Origin of the sequence: Acidovorax sp. Root219 (assembly GCF_001428665.1) — a bacterium.
Taxonomy (GTDB): Bacteria; Pseudomonadota; Gammaproteobacteria; order Burkholderiales; family Burkholderiaceae_C; genus Acidovorax.
The window spans coordinates 107601-125599 of the sequence record NZ_LMIJ01000014.1 but is presented as its reverse complement, the minus strand read 5'-3'; the positions used below and the strand labels follow the sequence as shown (position 1 = coordinate 125599).

Annotated in this window: 17 protein-coding genes; 10 read left to right on the top strand and 7 right to left on the bottom strand. The window is 66.1% G+C overall.

What is annotated here, in order from left to right:
• The first annotated feature begins 15 nt into the window (after window positions 1-15).
• The 3 genes from ASE28_RS16490 to ASE28_RS16480 are packed head-to-tail and all read left to right on the top strand — an operon-like array spanning window position 16 to window position 3334.
• Complete coding sequence (locus tag ASE28_RS16490; protein ID WP_057203001.1) at window positions 16-477, top strand: (2Fe-2S)-binding protein; 462 nt, start codon at window positions 16-18, stop codon at window positions 475-477.
• Window positions 478-491: 14 nt separating this feature from the next.
• The gene (locus ASE28_RS16485; protein ID WP_057267563.1) at window positions 492-2759 is read left to right on the top strand and encodes a xanthine dehydrogenase family protein molybdopterin-binding subunit; all 2268 of its coding nucleotides are present in this window, start codon (window positions 492-494) and stop codon (window positions 2757-2759) included.
• Window positions 2759-3334, top strand: coding sequence for an NTP transferase domain-containing protein (locus tag ASE28_RS16480; protein ID WP_057267562.1), 576 nt, complete (start codon window positions 2759-2761; stop codon window positions 3332-3334). Before ASE28_RS16485 ends, ASE28_RS16480 begins: the two co-directional genes overlap by 1 nt.
• Here the strand turns inward: ASE28_RS16480 and ASE28_RS16475 are convergent.
• Window positions 3321-3845 carry a superoxide dismutase family protein gene (locus tag ASE28_RS16475; protein ID WP_057267561.1) on the bottom strand — a complete coding sequence of 175 codons (525 nt, stop codon included), beginning with the start codon at window positions 3843-3845 and terminating at the stop codon, window positions 3321-3323. The genes ASE28_RS16480 and ASE28_RS16475 overlap by 14 nt on opposite strands.
• Window positions 3846-3951: 106 nt before the next feature.
• Window positions 3952-4548, bottom strand: coding sequence for a gamma-glutamylcyclotransferase (locus ASE28_RS16470; protein ID WP_057202997.1), 597 nt, complete (start codon window positions 4546-4548; stop codon window positions 3952-3954).
• Between the two features lie 89 nt (window positions 4549-4637).
• On the opposite strand from ASE28_RS16470, the gene ASE28_RS16465 reads away from it, so the two are divergent.
• The gene (locus ASE28_RS16465) at window positions 4638-5207 is read left to right on the top strand and encodes an OmpA family protein (RefSeq protein WP_057267560.1); all 570 of its coding nucleotides are present in this window, start codon (window positions 4638-4640) and stop codon (window positions 5205-5207) included.
• A gap of 99 nt (window positions 5208-5306) precedes the next feature.
• Here ASE28_RS16465 and ASE28_RS16460 read toward each other — a convergent pair whose 3' ends face one another.
• The 3 genes from ASE28_RS16460 to ASE28_RS16450 all read right to left on the bottom strand — a co-directional run bounded on the left by ASE28_RS16460 (window position 5307) and on the right by ASE28_RS16450 (window position 8036).
• Window positions 5307-6719: a hypothetical protein gene (locus ASE28_RS16460; protein ID WP_057267559.1), complete on the bottom strand. Its 1413-nt coding sequence runs from the start codon at window positions 6717-6719 to the stop codon at window positions 5307-5309.
• A gap of 355 nt (window positions 6720-7074) precedes the next feature.
• Window positions 7075-7488, bottom strand: coding sequence for a lactoylglutathione lyase (gene gloA / locus ASE28_RS16455; RefSeq protein WP_057267558.1), 414 nt, complete (start codon window positions 7486-7488; stop codon window positions 7075-7077).
• Window positions 7485-8036, bottom strand: a complete 552-nt coding sequence (locus ASE28_RS16450; protein WP_157422004.1) for a PaaI family thioesterase — start codon at window positions 8034-8036, stop codon at window positions 7485-7487. Before ASE28_RS16450 ends, gloA begins: the two co-directional genes overlap by 4 nt.
• A gap of 57 nt (window positions 8037-8093) precedes the next feature.
• Between ASE28_RS16450 and ASE28_RS16445 the strand changes: the two genes are divergently transcribed.
• The 4 genes from ASE28_RS16445 to ASE28_RS16430 are packed head-to-tail and all read left to right on the top strand — an operon-like array spanning window position 8094 to window position 11544.
• A complete protein-coding gene (locus tag ASE28_RS16445; RefSeq protein ID WP_057202993.1) occupies window positions 8094-8573 on the top strand; it encodes a MarR family winged helix-turn-helix transcriptional regulator in 480 nt (159 codons plus the stop codon).
• Window positions 8563-9831: an MFS transporter gene (locus ASE28_RS16440; RefSeq protein WP_057267557.1), complete on the top strand. Its 1269-nt coding sequence runs from the start codon at window positions 8563-8565 to the stop codon at window positions 9829-9831. The genes ASE28_RS16445 and ASE28_RS16440 overlap by 11 nt, the downstream gene beginning before the upstream one ends.
• Before the next feature lie 34 nt (window positions 9832-9865).
• A complete protein-coding gene (locus tag ASE28_RS16435; RefSeq protein WP_057267556.1) occupies window positions 9866-10126 on the top strand; it encodes a MaoC/PaaZ C-terminal domain-containing protein in 261 nt (86 codons plus the stop codon).
• The gene (locus ASE28_RS16430; protein ID WP_057267555.1) at window positions 10123-11544 is read left to right on the top strand and encodes an MATE family efflux transporter; all 1422 of its coding nucleotides are present in this window, start codon (window positions 10123-10125) and stop codon (window positions 11542-11544) included. Before ASE28_RS16435 ends, ASE28_RS16430 begins: the two co-directional genes overlap by 4 nt.
• A gap of 3 nt (window positions 11545-11547) precedes the next feature.
• On the opposite strand, the gene ASE28_RS16425 is transcribed toward ASE28_RS16430, so the two are convergent.
• Entirely contained in the window at window positions 11548-12351 is an 804-nt protein-coding gene (locus ASE28_RS16425) for an SDR family NAD(P)-dependent oxidoreductase (protein WP_057267554.1), read from the bottom strand.
• A 43-nt stretch (window positions 12352-12394) separates the two neighbouring features.
• Window positions 12395-12628 carry a hypothetical protein gene (locus tag ASE28_RS16420; RefSeq protein WP_057202988.1) on the bottom strand — a complete coding sequence of 78 codons (234 nt, stop codon included), beginning with the start codon at window positions 12626-12628 and terminating at the stop codon, window positions 12395-12397.
• 108 nt (window positions 12629-12736) lie between these two features.
• Between ASE28_RS16420 and ASE28_RS16415 the strand changes: the two genes are divergently transcribed.
• Both ASE28_RS16415 and ASE28_RS16410 read left to right on the top strand, forming a co-directional pair.
• A complete protein-coding gene (locus tag ASE28_RS16415) occupies window positions 12737-15019 on the top strand; it encodes an EAL domain-containing protein (protein WP_082608102.1) in 2283 nt (760 codons plus the stop codon).
• A gap of 133 nt (window positions 15020-15152) precedes the next feature.
• Window positions 15153-17663 (top strand): EAL domain-containing protein, encoded by a 2511-nt coding sequence (locus ASE28_RS16410; RefSeq protein WP_369818201.1) that lies wholly within the window; start codon window positions 15153-15155, stop codon window positions 17661-17663.
• Window positions 17664-17999 lie beyond the last annotated feature (336 nt).

Below are 17999 nucleotides of genomic sequence, written 5' to 3'. Positions count from 1 at the left end.
CACGGAGAACCCACGATGCCCACCCTCAACATCAATGGCAAAGAAACGGCTGTAGATGCCGATGAATCCACCCCCATCCTCTGGGCCCTGCGCGACACGCTGGGCATGACCGGCACCAAGTTCGGCTGCGGCGCTGCGCTGTGCGGCGCCTGCACCGTGCACCTGAACGGGGCGCCGATCCGCTCGTGCATCACGCCCATCTCGGCGGCGGCGGGCCAGAAGATCACCACCATCGAGGCCATCGCGTCCAGCGACAAGGTGGGCAAGGCCGTGCATGCCGCCTGGGTCAAGCACGACGTGGCGCAATGCGGCTACTGCCAGAGCGGCCAGATCATGAGCGCCACGGCCTTGCTCAAGGGCAAGAAGAAGCCGAGCGACGCCGACATCGACACCGCCATGGCCGGCAACGTCTGCCGCTGTGGTACCTACGTGCGCATCCGCGCGGCCATCCACGATGCCGCCCGCACCCTGGCCTGAAGGAGAACCACACCATGCATTTCGACCCCGTGGCCGTACAGGCCCACATGCCCAAGCACCTTCTGGCCCTGATGGAGAAGGCGCAGAGCGCCGATGAATCCACCGGCCCCGGTTTTTCAGAAGGCCTGGCGCGCCGCACCTTCCTCAAGGTGACGGCGGCCTCCGGCTTTGCGCTGGGCGCGTTCCCACTGGCGGCTGTGGCGCAGGGCGCCGCCGCGCCGGCCGCCGGCCTCAAGCCCTTCGAGCAGCCCTCGGCCTTCGTGCGCATCGAGCCCGATGGCACGGTCACCGTCACCATCAACCGGCTGGACTTCGGCCAGGGCGTGCAGACCGGCCTGCCCATGATCCTGGCCGAGGAGCTCGACGCCGACTGGTCCAAGGTGCGCAGCACGCACGGCGATGCCAACGTGGCCTATGCCGACCCGGCCTACGGCATGCACCTCACGGGCGGCTCCAACTCGATCAAGAACTCCTACACCCAGTACCGCGAACTCGGTGCCCGCACCCGCGCCATGCTGGTGTCGGCTGCTGCAGCGCAGTGGGGCGTGGACGCCTCGGCCCTGCGCACGCAGAACGGCTTTGTCGTGGGCCCCGGCGGCAAGAAGCTCGGCTATGGCGAGCTGGCCGAAGCCGCCATGAAGCTGCCCGTGCCCGAGAAGGTCACGCTGAAGGACCCCAAGCAGTTCCGCCTGATTGGCCAACCCACGGGGCGGCTCGACGCCAAGGCCAAGTCCAGCGGCCTGCAGGACTATGGCATCGATGTGCGCCTGCCCGGCATGCTGACCGCCGTGGTGGCGCGCCCGCCGGTGTTTGCGGCCAAGCTCAAGTCGCTGGACGACTCGGCCGCCAAGGCCGTCAAGGGGGTGAAGGCCGTGCTGCGCGTGCCTACTGACCGGGGCGGCGAAGGTGTGGCGGTGATCGCCGATGGCTACTGGGCGGCCAAGCAGGGCCGCGATGCGCTCAAGGTGGAATGGGACACCAGCGCCGTGGAAAAGCCCGACACCACCGCGCTGCTGGCCAGCTACCGCGAGCTTGCGGCCAAGCCCGGCCTGGTCGCCATGCAGGCCGACACGGCCCCGCTGGCCGGCGCGGCGCACAAGATCAGCGCCGAGTACGTCTTCCCCTACCTGGCGCATGCGCCCATGGAGCCGCTGAACTGCACCGTGCTGCTGAGCGGCGACAAGGCCGAGCTGTGGATGGGCACGCAGATGCCGGGCACGGATGCGCTGGCCGCCGCCAGGGTGCTGGGCCTGCAACCGCAGAACATCAAGGTCCACACGCAGATGGCCGGGGGCGGCTTTGGCCGCCGCGCCATTCCCACCAGCGACTATGTGGTGGAGGCCTGCGGCGTGGCCAAGGCCGCGCTGAGCGCGGGCCTCACGGCGGCGGTGCGCACGCTCTGGAGCCGCGAGGACGACATCAAGGGCGGCTACTACCGCCCCATGCACGTGCACCGCGCCGAGATCGGCTTTGACGCGCAGGGCAACATCCTCGCCTGGGACCATGTGATCGTGGGCCAGTCCATCGTCAAGGGCACGCCTTTCGAGGCCTTTATGGTCAAGAACGGCATCGACGCCACCGCCATCGAAGGCATGAAGGAGCCCTATGATGTGCCCATGAAGCTCTCGGTGCACCACCCGCAGGTCAATGTGCCGGTGCTGTGGTGGCGCAGCGTGGGCTCTACCCACACCGCCTATGCCATGGAGACGCTGATCGATGAGGTCGCCCGCACCACCAAGCAAGACCCCGTGGCCTACCGCATGCGCCTGATGGGCGACAAGCACCCGCGCCACAAGGCGGCGCTGCAACTGGCCGTGGCCCAGTCGGGCTACGGCAAGAAGAAGCTGCCTGCGGGCCGCGCCTGGGGCGTGGCGGTGCACGAGTCGTTCGAATCCGTGGTGGCCTATGTGGTCGAGGCCTCGGTGAAGGACGGCACGCCCAAGCTGCACCGCATCACCGCCGGGGTGCACTGCAACCTGGTGGTCAACCCCAAGAGCGTGGAGGCCCAGGTGCAGGGCGGGGCGCTGATGGGCCTGTCGATGTGCCTGCCCGGTGGCGCCATCACCCTCAAGGACGGCGTGGTGGAGCAAAGCAATTTCGGCGACTTCGCGGTGCCGCGCATCACCGACATGCCCCAGGTGGCCGTGCACATCGTGCCCAGTGCCGACCCACCCAAGGGCATGGGCGAGCCCGGCCTGCCACCGCTGGCGCCGGCGTTTGCCAACGCCATTGCGCAGCTCACCGGCAAGACGCCGCGCGAGCTGCCCTTCAAGCTGGCGTGATGGTTGTTGTTCCGGACCCGCTGCCGTCCCCCGTGGTGCTGGTCCTGGCCTCGGGCCGGGGCGAGCGCTTTGCCGCATCGGGTGGGTCCGTGCACAAGCTGAGCGCATTGCTGCGTGGCGTGCCCGTGCTGGAGCACACGCTGGCCGCCGTGCGCGAGAGCGGCTTGCCCTGGCACCTGGAAGACGCCGGCCACCCGGGCATGGGGGATTCGATTGCGGCGGCGGTGCGGGCCACGGCCACTGCACCCGGCTGGCTGGTGCTGCCGGCGGATCTGCCCCTGGTGCGGCCAGAAACCCTGCGCGGCATGGTGGGTGCGCTGTACGGGTGCGCGGTGGCCGTGCCGGTGCACCGTGGCGAGCGCGGCCACCCGGTGGCTTTTTCAGCGCTGTGCCTGCCTGGCCTGCTGGCCCTGGCGGGCGAGCAGGGCGCCGCCAGCGTGGTGCGCGAGCAGGCGCAGCAGGGCAGGTTGCGCCTGGTGGAGGTGCATGATGAAGGCACGGTGACCGATGTGGACACCGTGCAGGATCTGGCCCGCGCCGAGCAGATCCTGGCGGGCAGACTTACTTCGCCGTGATCACCGCGCACGCCAGCCGCGGGCCGGCATTGCCGGTGGGCTGGGTGGTGTAGTCGTCGGGGTCGCGGTGCACGATCAGGCCCTTGCCGACGATGTCGTTGGCGGTGCTGCCCACGCGGATGGAGCGCGACTCGAAGCTGATCTTGGCCACGCCACCGGCGTCGGCCTTCAGGCTGGGCAGGTCGCCCGTGTGGTGCTCGGCGCCGCCGTGGTTGCCGTGCGGCTTGCCACCGGGGTTGAAGTGGCCGCCGGCGCTCATGCCGTCGCCACTGGAGCAGTCGCCTTTTTCATGGATGTGGAAGCCATGCTCGGCATTCGGCTTGAGGCCACGCACCTCGCCCATTACCTTGACCGTTTCGCCCGTCTGAGTGAAGGTCACCATACCGGTGGTGGTGTTGCCACGCGTGGCTTCGAGCTTGCCGGTGGCGCTGGGGCCGGAGGACGAAAAGGCGGCGCAACCCGCCAGGGATGCGACAGCGAGGGCAAGCGATGCAATGCGAAGACTGTTCATGGCAATGGACTCCAGAAGACAAGAAAAAAAGACGCACCGCCCTGGCGCGTTGGGCGTGGTGAACGTGGTGAAGGCTGCGAACGATTCGCACCTTCCAAGTGCGCCACTATGCCTGCTTTTTGTCGGTAAGCGAAAGTAATCTTCCCAGCGAGCGGTCGTGGATGCCCATGCGGCGCAACTCGTCGTAGGTGGCCTGGGCGTAATCGCGCGTGGTGCCGAACTTGCCACAGGCCTGCTCAAAGATGCGGCAGTATTCCTGGTCGGGCAACTCGCCCGTGTGGTTGGGGCTTTTGCGCGACAGGGTGAAGGCCAGCGCCTGCACGCTGCCATGGGGCGTATGGCAGGTGAGCCAGCGCGGGTCATACACGCCGGTCATCATCTCGCGTTGCCACAGGTTGATCAGCACCTGGCGCGCATGCGCCTTGTCCACGCGGAACACCATGCCCCGGCAACTGCCGCCCGAGAGCATGCCGAACACCAGGCCCGGGCACTCGGGCGTGCCACGGTTGATGCGGCTCCACATCTTCAATGCGCGGTGCCAGCCATGCACGCGCGCAGCACGGCGCTCGGAAAAGTCGAAATCGGGGCGCCAGATCAGGGAGCCGTAGCCGAACACCCACAGGTCCTTGTGGCCACCCCACTCGTGCAGGGCCCGCTCCAGCATGGGAGCGGGATCGCGCAGCGGTGCGGGAAGACTCGTCATGCCATCACTCTACAATGAAGAAGGTGCCCAAGCCTGGCACCCGAAACATCCATCACGCACATAGATATACATACATACAGGGAGACCCCATGTCCGGTAGTTCCGACAACGACAGCCAAGAACGTTTTGCCCTCGGTTTTTTGTTCATCCTGATCGCTCTGGTCATCTCCACCGCGGTCGGCACCGTGGTGGTCAAGCGCCTGGGCGCCGCGTCTGCCAGCAAGGCAGCGCCTGCGTCCACCACCGCCCTTGCAAACAACGCGCCAGCCGCCCCGGCCGCTGACATGGCTGCCCCTGCTGCGGCTGCTGCGGCTGCTGCAGCAGACGCCGCCAGCGTGCGCGTGGACAACGGCGTGGTGAAGTTCTACTTCGCCAGCGCCAAGGCCGAGCTGGCCGCAGGCGCCAACGAAGCCCTGGCTGACGTGGTGAAAGGCGTGGCCGAAGGCAAGAAGGCTGTGGTTTCTGGCTTCCACGACGCCACGGGCGACGCCGCCGCCAATGCCGAGTTGGCCAAGCAGCGCGCCTACGCGGTGCGCGACGCGCTCAAGGGCCTGGGCGTGGCCGAAGACAAGATCGAGCTGAAGAAGCCTGAGGAAACTACTGCGGGTGGCAGCAATGCGGAGGCGCGGCGGGTGGAAGTGGTGCTGGCTGCGATCTGATCACTCGGACAAGCCCTGTGTTCCGGCGCGAGGCTCCATGTCTGCGTGCCACACGCCATCGGCGATGATGTTGCGCTATGCCAGCCCGGGCTGGAACGCTCAGGTGCTTGAAAAGACCAGCTCCTCAGACCCGCCGGTAGCGGCATGCCAAAAAACGCTCAGGCGCAGCGGGCCCTTGCGGTTGCCCGCCTTGTAACTCTGCGGACTGGTTTGCATCTGGCGGAACAATTCCTTGAGGTAGTCCATGTGTAAATGCCCGCCGTCGATGGGCTGTGGCGTGATCAGTTCGATTTCCAAGGTTCCATTGAAGCTCTTGTCCTGGGTGAAGCCGCTGTTCATGAGACCCGGGGCCACCTTGTTCACCAGGCTCGCCAGGTGGTGGGCGGCGTGCCGGGTGGCCACCTCTGCATCAACGGAGCCGATCTTCAAGCGGTATCCGTGGGAACCATCGACTGCCATGGTCTGGCTGATGTTCAAGGTCTGCAAACTCTCTTCCGCGAAAATCTCTTGGCCGAAAGATGTACCGGCGGGTATGGACAACAGTGCCCCACATCCCCATTGGTGGTAATCGTCGGGACTCAAGAAAACCAGGCTTCGGCCGCCTACCACCTGGAGGTGTACAGGGTTGCCCAGCCAGAATTTCCATTGGGAGGGCAGGCTTACCGAGCTGACCACGGTGCCATCGGGCAGATAGCTGTTGAGAAAATTGGCGCCGCAAGACGCTGCATACAGCGCTTGGTCGTTGTGCCAGAACAGCAGTGTGCCCTTGAACTTGTCTGGGTCGAAAACGGCAATTTTCTCTGCAATTGACAGATCATCCGAAGCGGCTTTGAAAATGCCTGATTTGTCTGCGAAGAAAACCCCATCGAGGGTTTGAACAATGGAAACGATATATCCGCTGGGTCGCTCTACACGAGGCCCCAACTCGCCCCGGCTCAGAGAAAAAGGCACGAGGAATGCTGCGCCATTTTCACCGCCCACGCTGAGATGGATGGTTTCGCCGATTTTGAACAAGCTGAGCGCATTTTCCGGACGGTTGCCGTCGCTGACAGCATTGCACTCGCATACTTTAATGCCTTGGTGGTCGTATACCGACCATCCATGTCGGCCTTCTTCAAAGAAGAAACCGCCAGCGTGATTCAAACTCCGCACTCTGGCATTGTTGAATTCCAGGTAACGCTTTTCCAGGTAGTTGTACGCGATGAATTTGCCTGTTTCGTTCTCTTCGAGAAGAAGCCATCCCTCCGCGAAGCTGATCAGAGAGCAGTCGGTGAAATGGTTCGCTTCATGGTTGTGCGAGACCTCGAAATTGAATCCGATACCGTCCTTGCCGTTGTGAGCCTGTTTCAAAACGGCGCCGTCGGCAGCTACCCAAGGGTCTACCACTCTGTCGGTAGAGTGGCCGATGCTCAGGGCGCCGTTCTCTACCTTGTTGACCAACCCGGATCGAAAATAGAGCGCCTTGTTACTGGAAAAGACGCCGTTTGCGAAATTGAGGGTTGGGTAGATCATGGTTTAACTTTGAAATGGGTTCGGTGGCTGTGCTGTCTACGTAACCCGGTGCGTAGCGTTCTTCACCCCAGTGTGGTCGCAGGCCTGTGAGATTTCGCGCGGGGTAAGAAGGTGCTGTCCACCAGCAGCCTAGCCCCATGGTATGCAAAGCATAGGTTCACGGCTGGACAAATTGTCCAGTGGCCGGTGCATATGCCTATATGTAACAAAATCGCATACAGATTTTCGCCGTGGGCGAGTGCCGCATCGACTTTGCCGAATCGTGCCGCGTAGAGGTTGGACCTGCGTTCCGGCGTGCAGAGGCATGAACGCAAATGCCCGGCATCGCCGGGCAACTTTCGTGGGGGGCAGGCACTCAGCGCAATCCCGTGCCACCCGTATCGTTCTTGCGCTCAATCAGCTCAATCTTGTACCCATCAGGATCCGTCACAAACGCGATCACCGTGCTACCGCCTTTGACCGGCCCCGCCTCGCGCGTCACATTGCCGCCCGCCGCCTTGATCTTGTCGCAGGCCGCATACGCATCCGGCACGCCCAGCGCGATATGGCCATAGGCCGTACCGAGGTCGTAGCTCTCGGTGCCCCAGTTGTAGGTCAGCTCGATCTCGGCCTGGCCGGGGTTGCCGCCGTCGAAGCCGAGGAAGGCCAGCGAGTACTTGTACTCGGGGTTTTCGGACTGGCGCAGCAGCTGCATGCCCAGCACCTGGGTGTAGAAATCAATCGAGCGTTGAAGGTTGCCAACGCGGAGCATCGTGTGGAGGAATCTCATGCCCTCGATTGTGCCGGTAGATCGAAAACCAGGCAGGTGGTGGTGGCGTGGGCGTACAGGGTGCCGTCGGGTCCCACCAGGCGCGCCTCGGCCGTGGCCAACTGGCGCCCGCAGTGGATCACACGGCCTTCGGCGCGCACGCGCTGCACCTTGGGGGTGATGGCCTTGACCAGGTTCACGCCCAGTTCGGCCGTGGTGTAGCCGCGGCCGGGCAGCATGCGGGTGTGCACCGCGCAGCCCAGGGCCGAGTCGAGCAGGGTTGCGAACCAGCCGCCGTGCACGGTGCCCATGGGGTTCAGGTGCTCCACGCCCGGGGTGCCCTGGAAGATGGCCACGCCCGCGCTGACCTCCACCAGGCGAAAGTCCAGGGTGCGGGCGATGGGAGGGTAGGGCAGCTCGCCGCGCAGCATGGCCTGCATCATCTGCAGGCCGTCGAGGCCCGCCACCTGGTCGGGCCGGGACACGCCGGGGCCCACGCCGCCATCCATGCGGGCCATCACCTCTTGCTCCAGGGCAAGCCATTGTTCGAGTTGGTTGTGTTGTGTCATGGGTCTTCGTTCAGTTGAAGTGTTGTATATGCAATTATTGCAGATACAATCGAATCCATGCAAGCCGAAATCACCCTTCCTTCACCCGCTGCGGCGCGTCCGCAGGGCTGTACCAACTTCAAGCTGCGCCAGCTGTTGCGCCGGGTCGGGCAGCATTACGACGCCGAGATGGCGAAGTGCGGCCTCAAGACCACGCAGTACTCGCTGCTGTCGCATGTGCTCAAGCTCGGCCCCATCCGCCCCGGCGACCTGGCGGCGGAGATGAAGATGGATGCCTCCACCCTCACACGCAACCTGCGCCCGCTGGTGGATGCCGGCTGGGTGACCCTGCAGGCCGGCGCCGATGGCCGCAGCCGCCTGGTGCACATCACCGATGCGGGCCGTGACAAGCGCGCCGAAGCCCAGCATTGCTGGAAGGTGGCGCAGTTGTCGCTCAACGACCTGTTGGGCGTGGAACGTGTGATGGCGCTGCACACCCTGGCAGATGAGTGCCTTGAACTGCTGTCCCCCATCTCGGAGCTCGACCATGGCGAATGAACAGACCTTTTCCGCGCCAGCTTCCCCAAAGCCTGCCGTCCCACCCATCGCCATCTGGCTGGTGCTTCTGGCCGCCGCAGGCGCCTTTGCACTCACCATGGGCACGCGCCAGACCATGGGTTTGTTCCTCTCTTCCCTGAACACGTCCACGGGCCTGGGCGTGGGCAGCATCAGCCTAGCGTTTGCCTTTGGCCAGCTGTGGTGGGGCCTCACGCAGCCGTTTGCGGGCGCGGTGGCCGACCGCATCGGCACCGGGCGCGTGATCTTTCTGGGGGTGGTGCTGGTGGCCCTGGGCACGTTCATCACCCCGCTGATGACGACGACGGCTGGGCTGATCTTTGCCATTGGCGTGCTGGCGGCGGGTGGTGCCGGCATGGCTGGCCCTTCGGTGCTGATGGCCGCCAGCACCCGGCTGGTGCCCGCCAACAAGCGCGGCTTGGCCACCGGCATCGTCAACGCGGGCGGCTCGTTCGGCCAGTTCGCCATGGCGCCGATTGCCATTGGCCTGACGGCCGCGGTGGGTTGGGCCAGTGCCATGCAGTGGCTGGGCGTGCTGGTGCTGCTGGCGCTGCCGGCGGTCTTCGTGCTCAAGGGCAACTCGAAGGCACTGGCGGCGCAGGCCGCAGCGGCATCGGGCGTGAAGGCGCTGACGGCGCGCGAAGCCATTGCCCAGGCGCTGGGCACGCGCAGCTACCTGTACCTGTCGGCGGGCTTTCTGGTGTGCGGTTTTCACGTGGCCTTTCTGGCAACGCATCTGCCCGGTGTGGTGGCCGCCTGCGGTCTGCCACCCGAGGTGGGCGGCTGGTCGCTGGCGATGATCGGCCTGTTCAACATCATCGGCAGCCTGGCCATGGGCTGGGCCGTGGGCCGCTGGCGCATGAAGTCGCTGCTGTCGCTGCTGTACGCCACGCGCGGCCTGGCGGTGCTGATCTTTCTGTTCGCACCCAAGACCACGGCCGTGATGCTGATCTTTGCCGCAGTGATGGGCGTGACCTTTCTGTCCACCGTGCCGCCCACGGCCGGGCTGGTGGCCAAGATGTTCGGCACGGCCAACATGGCCATGCTGTTCGGCGTGGTGATGCTGTCGCACCAGATCGGCGGCTTCTTCGGCGCCTACCTGGGCGGCAGCGTGTTCCAGGCCACGGGCAGCTACGACTGGGTCTGGTACATCGACATCGCGCTGGCCCTGGGTGCTGCGCTGGTGAACCTGCCGATCCGCGAGGCGCCGCTCAAGCGCCTGGTCCCCGCCGCCGCCTGATACCCCGATCCCGTTTGCAAAGAGCCTGTTGACCATGACCGATACCATTGCTGCAACGCAGCCCCTGTACCTTGAAGACATGACCGTGGGCCGGCGCTTCACCAGCGGCGAGCACGCGATGGACGCCGAGCAGATCGTCAGCTTTGCAAGGCAGTTCGACCCGCAGCCCTTCCATCTGGACGATGCCGCCGCCAAGGGCACGCTGTTCGGCGAGACCCTGAACCAGCATGGTGACGTGCTGCAGGTCTCGACCGTTCGCATCGTCGTGCCGCGCAAGCCCGGGGCTGCGCCATGAGCGCCGCCGCCTCCGCAGACGCGATGAACCCGCGCACCCGCATGCTGCTGGAGGCACCCATCGCCTCCACGCTGCTGCGCATGGCGGCCCCGAATGTGCTGGTGATGCTGGCCCAGGCCGGCGTGGGGCTGATCGAGACCTATTTCGTCGGCAGGCTCGGCACCGATGCGCTGGCCGGCATGGCGCTGGTGTTCCCTGTGGTGATGCTGATGCAGATGATGTCGGCCGGCGCCATTGGCGGCGGTGTGGCGGCGGCCATTGCGCGGGCGCTGGGTGCGCGCCGGCGCGAGGACGCGGATGCGCTGGTGCTGCATGCGCTGGTCATCGGGCTGGTGTTTTCGCTCGTGTTCACCCTGGCCGTGGTGGGGGGCGGGCGCTGGCTCTACACCCGCATGGGCGGGGCCGGGGGCGCGCTGGAGGCGGCGCTCATCTATTCGAACTGGGTGTTTGCCGGCGCGGTCTGCGTCTGGGTGTTCAACACCCTGGCGGCCATCATCCGCGGCACGGGCAACATGGCCGTGCCGGCCTATGTCACGGTGTGGGGCGCGCTGGTGCTCATCCCCCTGTCGCCGCTGCTGATCTTTGGCTGGGGCCCGTTGCCGGGCCTGGGCATTGCGGGCGGTGCCATCGCCCTCATGGCCTATTACGTGCTGGGCAGTGCCGTGCTGGCCTGGTACCTGTGGTCGCCGCGCAGCCTGCTGCGGCCCGCGTTCAAGGGGCTGCAACTGCGCTGGGCGCTGTTCGTGGACATTCTGCGCGTGGGCCTGGTGGGGGCGGTCTCCACCGTGGCGACCAATGTGGCCATCGGCGTCACCACGGCGCTGGTGGGCGGCTTCGGCACAGCGGCCATTGCCGGCTACGGCACGGCATCGCGGCTCGAATACCTGATGGTGCCTCTGGTGTTCGGCTTTGGTGCGCCGCTGGTGGCCATGGTGGGCACCTGCATCGGCGCGGGCCAGCGCGAGCGCGCCCTGCGCGCCACCTGGATCGGCGCCGCCATGGCGTTCGGCATGACCGAGGCCATCGGCCTGTGGGCCGCGTTTTTTCCCGCCACCTGGCTGTCGCTGTTCGCCAGCGACCCGGCCATGATCGCCGCAGGCAGCCAGTACCTGCGCACGGTGGGCCCGGTGTATGGCTTTTTCGGCCTGGGCTTGGTGCTGTACTTCGCCTCGCAGGGGGCCGGGCGCCTGTTCTGGCCGGTGGCCGGCAACCTGGCCCGGCTGGTGATCGCCGTGGTGGGCGGCTGGCTGGCGCTGCGATGGGACGGCGGCCTGGCCGGCGTGTTTGCCGCCCAGGGTGTGGCCCTGGTGGTCTACGGCATCGTGATCGGCTGGGCGATTGCCGGCGGCGCCTGGTTTGGCCGTGTGGGCTGGCCAAGCAGCCCGGCTGGGCTGCTCAGGCGGGTGCAGCAGGCCTGATGGTCAGACCGGGACGGTGTAGTTGAGGGTCATGCGGCCGCCGTCGACCGTGACGATTTCGCCCGTGACGTAGCTGGCTGCATCGCTGGCCAGCCAGGCCACCACGTCGGCGATTTCGGCCGGGTCGCCCAGGCGCTTCATCGGCGTGCGCGACATGATCTTGGCCTTGGCCTCGTCGCTGGTGAGCACGGCCTTGGCGGCCAGCTCGGTGGCGATGGTGCCGGGCGCAACCGCATTCACGCGCACGTTCTTGTCGGCCAGGGCCAGCGCCATCACGCGCGTGAGCTGGTTGATGCCGCCCTTGCTCACGTTGTAGCTGGAGATGCTGGGGATGGTGAGCACGCCGTTGACCGAGCTCATGTTGACGATGGAGCCGCCGCCCGAAGCCACCATGGCCCGCGCCACGGCCTGGCCGACCAGGAACGAGCCCTTGAGGTTGACGCGCAGCACGGCGTCGAAGTCTTCCTCGGTCACTTCGAGGAAATCCGCCGCGCGGAAGATGCCGGCGTTGTTCACCAGCACGTCGATACGGCCATGGGCCTGCAGCGTGCGCGCCACGAGGGCATCCACTGCGGCCTTGTCGCCCACGTCGCAGCGCACGTAGAGCGCACCGAGTTCCTGGGCCAGGGCCGTGCCCCGGGCATCGTCGACATCGGCGATCACCGTGTGTGCGCCTTCGCGGGCAAAGCGCCGCACGCAGGCCTCGCCAATGCCCTGCGCGCTCCCGGTGACGATGCAGACACGGCCCTGGTGGCCGAAGTGGACGGTGGAAGAGGCGATGGGGGAGGGCGCAGTAGGCAATGTCATGCCCGGGATGGTAGCGGTTTGCCTGGCGCGCGGTGGCACTGGCCTACCGGCGTGTTCGCACGCGCCGCTGGGCCTTGGGGGTGACGACCGTGCCGGCCCCCTTGGCGCCGGCCTGTTTCGCGCGGCTGCGCGGCAAGGGTTTGAAGCGGGCGCGCTCCTTGTTAGCCCGGTGGCCGCGCCACAGCCAGGCAAGTGCCAGCATGAGCACCAACGCCCAGGCGGTCACCATCCTGGGGTTGCCGCCCAGCCAGGACACCAAAAAATCGACATACTCCATGGGGCACAAGCTATCACAGCGCGAATTCCCGTCCCATGGGTGTAAACAATCATCAACAAACTGCCCGGTACGCGGGGTTTTGTTGAAACCGTTGGATACACTGCGTTCATGAGCGACCTGACGGCCACCACGACCGAAGCGCCTTCGCACACCAAGGCCTTGCTGCAGCTGTGCAAGCGCCTGGAGCGGGCGTGGAGCCTGCCCGATATCCTGGATGCGGTGTATCCGGTGGCGGAGCAGGTGCTGGGCTACCCCCATTGCTGGCTGGGCGTGTACGGGCTGAAGCCGGGGTTCGTATCGATCCTGCTGCATTCGAGCCAGATCAACGACCCGGCCCTCGCCCGGGCCATCGACACCACGGAGATACCCATCGCAGGCGACAGCATGGTCCAGGAGATCATTGCTGCGGACCATGTGGTGGTGGTGGTCGACGCACGCACCGACCCGCGCACCAACAAGGAGATCGTGGCGGCGCTGGACAACCGCACCATCATCAATGTGCCGCTGATCATGGCGGAGCAGCGGCTGGGTGCCGTGGGCATGGGCACCTATGGCGATGCGGAAGGCGTGCGCCCGCCCTTGCCCTGGCACATCGACTTCATGCAGGCCATGGCGGCCCATGTGGCGGTGGCCATGGACCGCGTGCGCTTCATGCAGGCGCGCAAGGAGGCCGAAGACGCGCTCTACCATGAGAAGGAGCGCCTGCAGGTCACGCTGCACTCGATTGGCGATGCGGTGATCTCGACCAATGCTCAGGGGCACCTGCTCTATATCAACCCGGCGGCAGAGGTGTTGACGGGCTGGAGCCTGACCGCCGCCGTGGGCAAGCCCTACGGCGAGGTGTTCCGTCTGCTCGCTGCGGATGGATCGACGCAGCCGGCGCCCGACATGGTGGCCAGCACCATTGCGACAGCGCAGGCCCAGCGCCATCCGGAACTGCATTTGCAGACCCTGCACGGTGGCCGGGTGCTGGTGGAGGCGACGGTGTCGCCCATCAAGGATGCGGATGGCGAAGTGCAGGGCGCGGTGCTGGTGTTCCGCGATGTGACCGAGCAGCGCCGCCTGAGCCGCGAGATGGCCTACCAGGCGACCCACGACGAGCTCACGGGGCTGGGCAACCGGCGCGCGTTCGAGCAGGCCCTGGCCCTTGCTGTGGAGCGCACGCGCGGCCATGCGCTGCAGCATGTGGTGTGCTACCTGGATCTGGACGAGTTCAAGGTCGTGAACGACACCTGTGGCCACGCGGCAGGCGATGCCATGCTGCGCGAGATCGCCCAGCTGTTTGCCGGCCTGCTGGCCGAGGACGACCTGCTGTGCCGCATCGGCGGGGATGAATTCGGCATCCTGCTGGCCGGCCACAGCGTGGCCGCCGCGCTGCAGGTGGCCGAGCGGCTGCAGCAGCGCCTGGCCGGCTACCACTTCGTGTGGCTGGAGCAGCGCTTTGGCGTCGGCGTCAGCATCGGCATGGTGGCGCTGGACGCGCAGACCGAAAGCGTGGGTGCCCTGCTGCAGGCCGCAGACAGCGCCTGCTACGTGGCCAAGGACGCAGGGCGCAGCCGCATCCACGTGTACGCCATCGATGACCCGGCGCTGGCGCAGCGCTATGGCGTCATGGAGTGGGTGAGCCGCATCGAGCATGCCCTGCTGCACGACCATTTCGAGCTGTTTGCGCAGCCCATCGTGCCGCTGCAGAGCGGTAATTCACAGGGATTGCACTGCGAAATCCTGCTGCGCATCCGCAGCGAGCAGGGCGAGCTGGTGCTGCCGGGCCTGTTCATGCCGGCCGCCGAGCGCTACCACCTGGCCGCCCGGGTGGACCGCTGGGTCGTCACCCATGCGCTGCGCTGGGTGGTCGCGCAGCAAAGCCGCATCGGACAGTGCTCGATCAACCTGTCGGGCCAGTCGCTGGGGGATGCGGCCTTCACGGCCTTTGTGCTGCAGGCGCTGGGGAACCCCGAGGTGCCGTGCTCCAAGCTGTGCTTTGAGATCACCGAGACGGCGGCCATCAGCAATCTGCAGACGGCCAGCCACTTCATCGAGACCCTGCGCGGGCGCGGCTGCAAGATCTCGCTCGATGATTTTGGCAGCGGCCTGTCCTCGTTTGCCTACCTGCGCAACCTGCCGGTGGATGTGCTCAAGATCGACGGCCAGTTCGTCAGGGACATCGACCGCGACCCGGTGAGCCTGGCCATGGTCAAATCGATCCACGAGATCGGCTGCCTGATGGGCAAGCGCACCGTGGCCGAGTTTGTCGAAAGCCAGGCCCTGGTGGCCATACTGAAGGACATTGGCGTGCACTATGCGCAGGGTTACGCTGTCGGCTACCCTGTGCCCCTGGCGCAGGTGCTCGAAGGGCACCAGGGCGTTGCTTCTCACCCGCCCGTGCCGTGATGAAAAATCTCTTGTGAAAGGCTGCTACACCATGGCACCAGGATCGCAGGCACGCGTGTTGCATGCGGCTGCAACGTAACCGGAGCCATTGAGGATGCGTGCCTTCCAGTTGTCTCTGCGGACTGCCATTGCGGTGCCTTTTGCGGCACTGTTCGCGGCCACGGTCGTCCTGCAGGCGGTCACGCAGCACCGGCAGATCAGCCAGCTGATCGACCAGGAGAGTGTGCGCGTGCTGGCAGCCCTCACCACCAACTCTCGCGCGCGCCTGGCGGAGTTTCTGGAAACCCCGTTCCTGATCCAGAACACGGTAGCCGACGCCATCAGCCGCCATGGCCTGTACCAGGAGGGGAATCTGCGCCCCGTGTACACCCATCTGCGGGGCGTCTTCTCCGACCTGTATGCCGGGCAGCAGCAGATCAGCCTGCTGAGCTTCGGGAGCAGGGCGGGGGAGTACACCGGCATCCGCCGGGAGCCCGGTGAGGGGTTTCGCCTGATCCTCAAGGATGCCACGACGAACGGCATGATGAATGTGTACGAGGACGATACGCTGCGCAAGGTGGCGGCGGCCTTTCCCAACTACGACCCGCGTGTGCGGCCCTGGTATGCACCGGTGGCGGGGTCGGGCCAGTCGCGCTGGTCGCCCATCTACACCACGGCGGGCGAACGGGGCGACATCACCATCTCGGCCGCGACGCCGGTGGTGGCCGATGGTAGCCTGCTGGGCGTCATGGAGGCCGATGTGCGGCTGGACAGTCTGAACCGCTTTCTGCGCGAGGAGCCGTTGCGCGGGCAGGGGCAGATTTTCATCGTCGATGCGCAGGGCCTGATCGTGGCCCATTCGGAACCGGGTTCCGTGCTCAGCGACCGCCGCAATGCCGCAGGCCAGCGCGAGCGCCTGCGCATCTCGGAAAGCACGAGTGCCCAGATCCGCACGGCCGAGGGCTATTTGCGCGAGGTGCCGGCGGCGGACGGCGCAAGCTTTCACTTCGAGCACCTGGACGCACGCTATTTCGGGCGCGTCACTTCCTATGCGGACCCCCGTGGCATCGACTGGCGCATCGTGGTGCTGCTGCCCGAGTCCGAGCTGCTCGGAGATTCGCGCAGTGCAGGCCAGGGGGCGCTGCTGGCCGCTGGCGCCATTGCCATCATTGGCCTGCTGCTTGGCCTGTGGGTGATCCAGTGGGCGGCGCGGCCCATTCTCAGGACGGCCGAGGCCGCCAACCGGATCGCGCGTGGCGACTGGGACACGGACATCGCTGCCAGCAGTCCCCTGCGGGAGACCACGGTCCTCGTGCTCGCCTTCAATGAGATGGCCCACCGGCTGCAGCGCTCGTTCCAGCAGATGCAGGAACTGCTCACCCACGACAGCCTCACGCTGTTGCTCACGCGCCGGGGCTTGCTGGAACAGGTCCAGTGGACGGAACCCAAACGCGCCGTGCTCAGCCTCGTGGGGCTGAACGCCTTCCGCGCCATCAACGATAGCGTGGGCTACGGCACGGGTGACCGGCTGCTGCAGGCAGTCGCCAACCGGCTGCGGGGGCATTTTCCCGCGCCGGTGCTGCTGGCCCGCGTGGGCGGGGACGAGTTCGCCCTTCTGAGCCTGGTGGAGGAGGAGGGGGACCAGACCGCAGAGCGGTTCGGCAAGGCCGTGCTGGGCCTGTTTGCCACACCGTTCTCGGCCGGGGCCGACGAGGTCATGGTGTACGCATCGGTGGGGCTGGTGGCGGGGCACCTGCGTGGCGAAGGACTGCCGGAATGGCTGCGCAACGGCAGCATCGCCCTGGGTGAGGCCAAGCGCCATGGCCAGAGCCAGTGGATGGTGTTCGAACCCGGCATGGCAGACCAGGCGATGGAGCGCACCCGGCTGGCGTCCGAACTGCGGCAGGCGCTGGACAAGGACCAGTTCCTCGTGCACTACCAGCCCGTGATCGACCTCGCCACGGGCCGCGTCACCGGTGCCGAGGCCTTGCTGCGCTGGCGCAGCCCCACGCGCGGCATGGTGCCGCCCGGCGTGTTCATCACCATGGCCGAGGAAAGCGATCTGATACTGGCGCTGGGCGACTGGGTCATGCTGCGCGCCACCCGGGACATTGCGCAGCAATTGCCGCAACTGCCCGAAGACTTCGGTCTGCATGTCAATGTCTCGGCCCGCCAGCTGATCCAGTCGGATTTCGTCGAGCAGGTGCAGCGCACCCTGGAGGCCAGTGGCCTGCCAGCACGGCACCTGACGCTGGAGCTCACCGAATCCGTGCTGATCGAAGGCGACGCCGTGACCCACCAGCAGCTCTCGCGCCTGCGTGCCCTGGGGCTGAAGATCGCCATCGACGACTTTGGCACCGGCTACTCATCGCTGGCGTACCTGAGCCGCTTGCCGTTCGATTGCCTGAAAATCGACCAGACCTTCGTGCGCGACCTGGTCGAGTCGTCCCAGAATGCCGCCATCGTCACGGCCGTACTGCACATGGCCAAGGGATTCGGCGTGACGGTCGTGGCCGAGGGAGTCGAGACCGAGGCCCAGGCCCGGCGCCTGCTGCAGCTGGGCTGCGCCAGCGCCCAGGGCTACTGGTTTGGCCGCCCGGCGCCGCTGGAGCAGATGAACCTGGCCCAGCGCAGTCTGGACGGCGCGGGCCTGGGGCTGAAGTGAGCCAGCGTAAGGGCGCAGCAGCCCAAAGCAGAAGCAGGACGCTGGTAGGAATGGGTTGTGGGGCGCAGCATCTGTGACTAGATACGATGTATAAGTCATTATCTCGCCTCCATGGCGGAATAATCTTCATCGTACTTTAAAAAATGGAGCGATGGTGACTTGCTCACATAATCAAAGGCTCCAAAGACATGTTTACCATGACGCGGTGACAGCACGTCATTGGTAAATGCTGCACCACGCGGCATTCGACCAGGTCGAACCATCGCCGCTTTGCTGGATGAAGCACGGGGCACGCTACCAGGTGGACGGGTGGACATGGGGCGCTGCCCCATACCC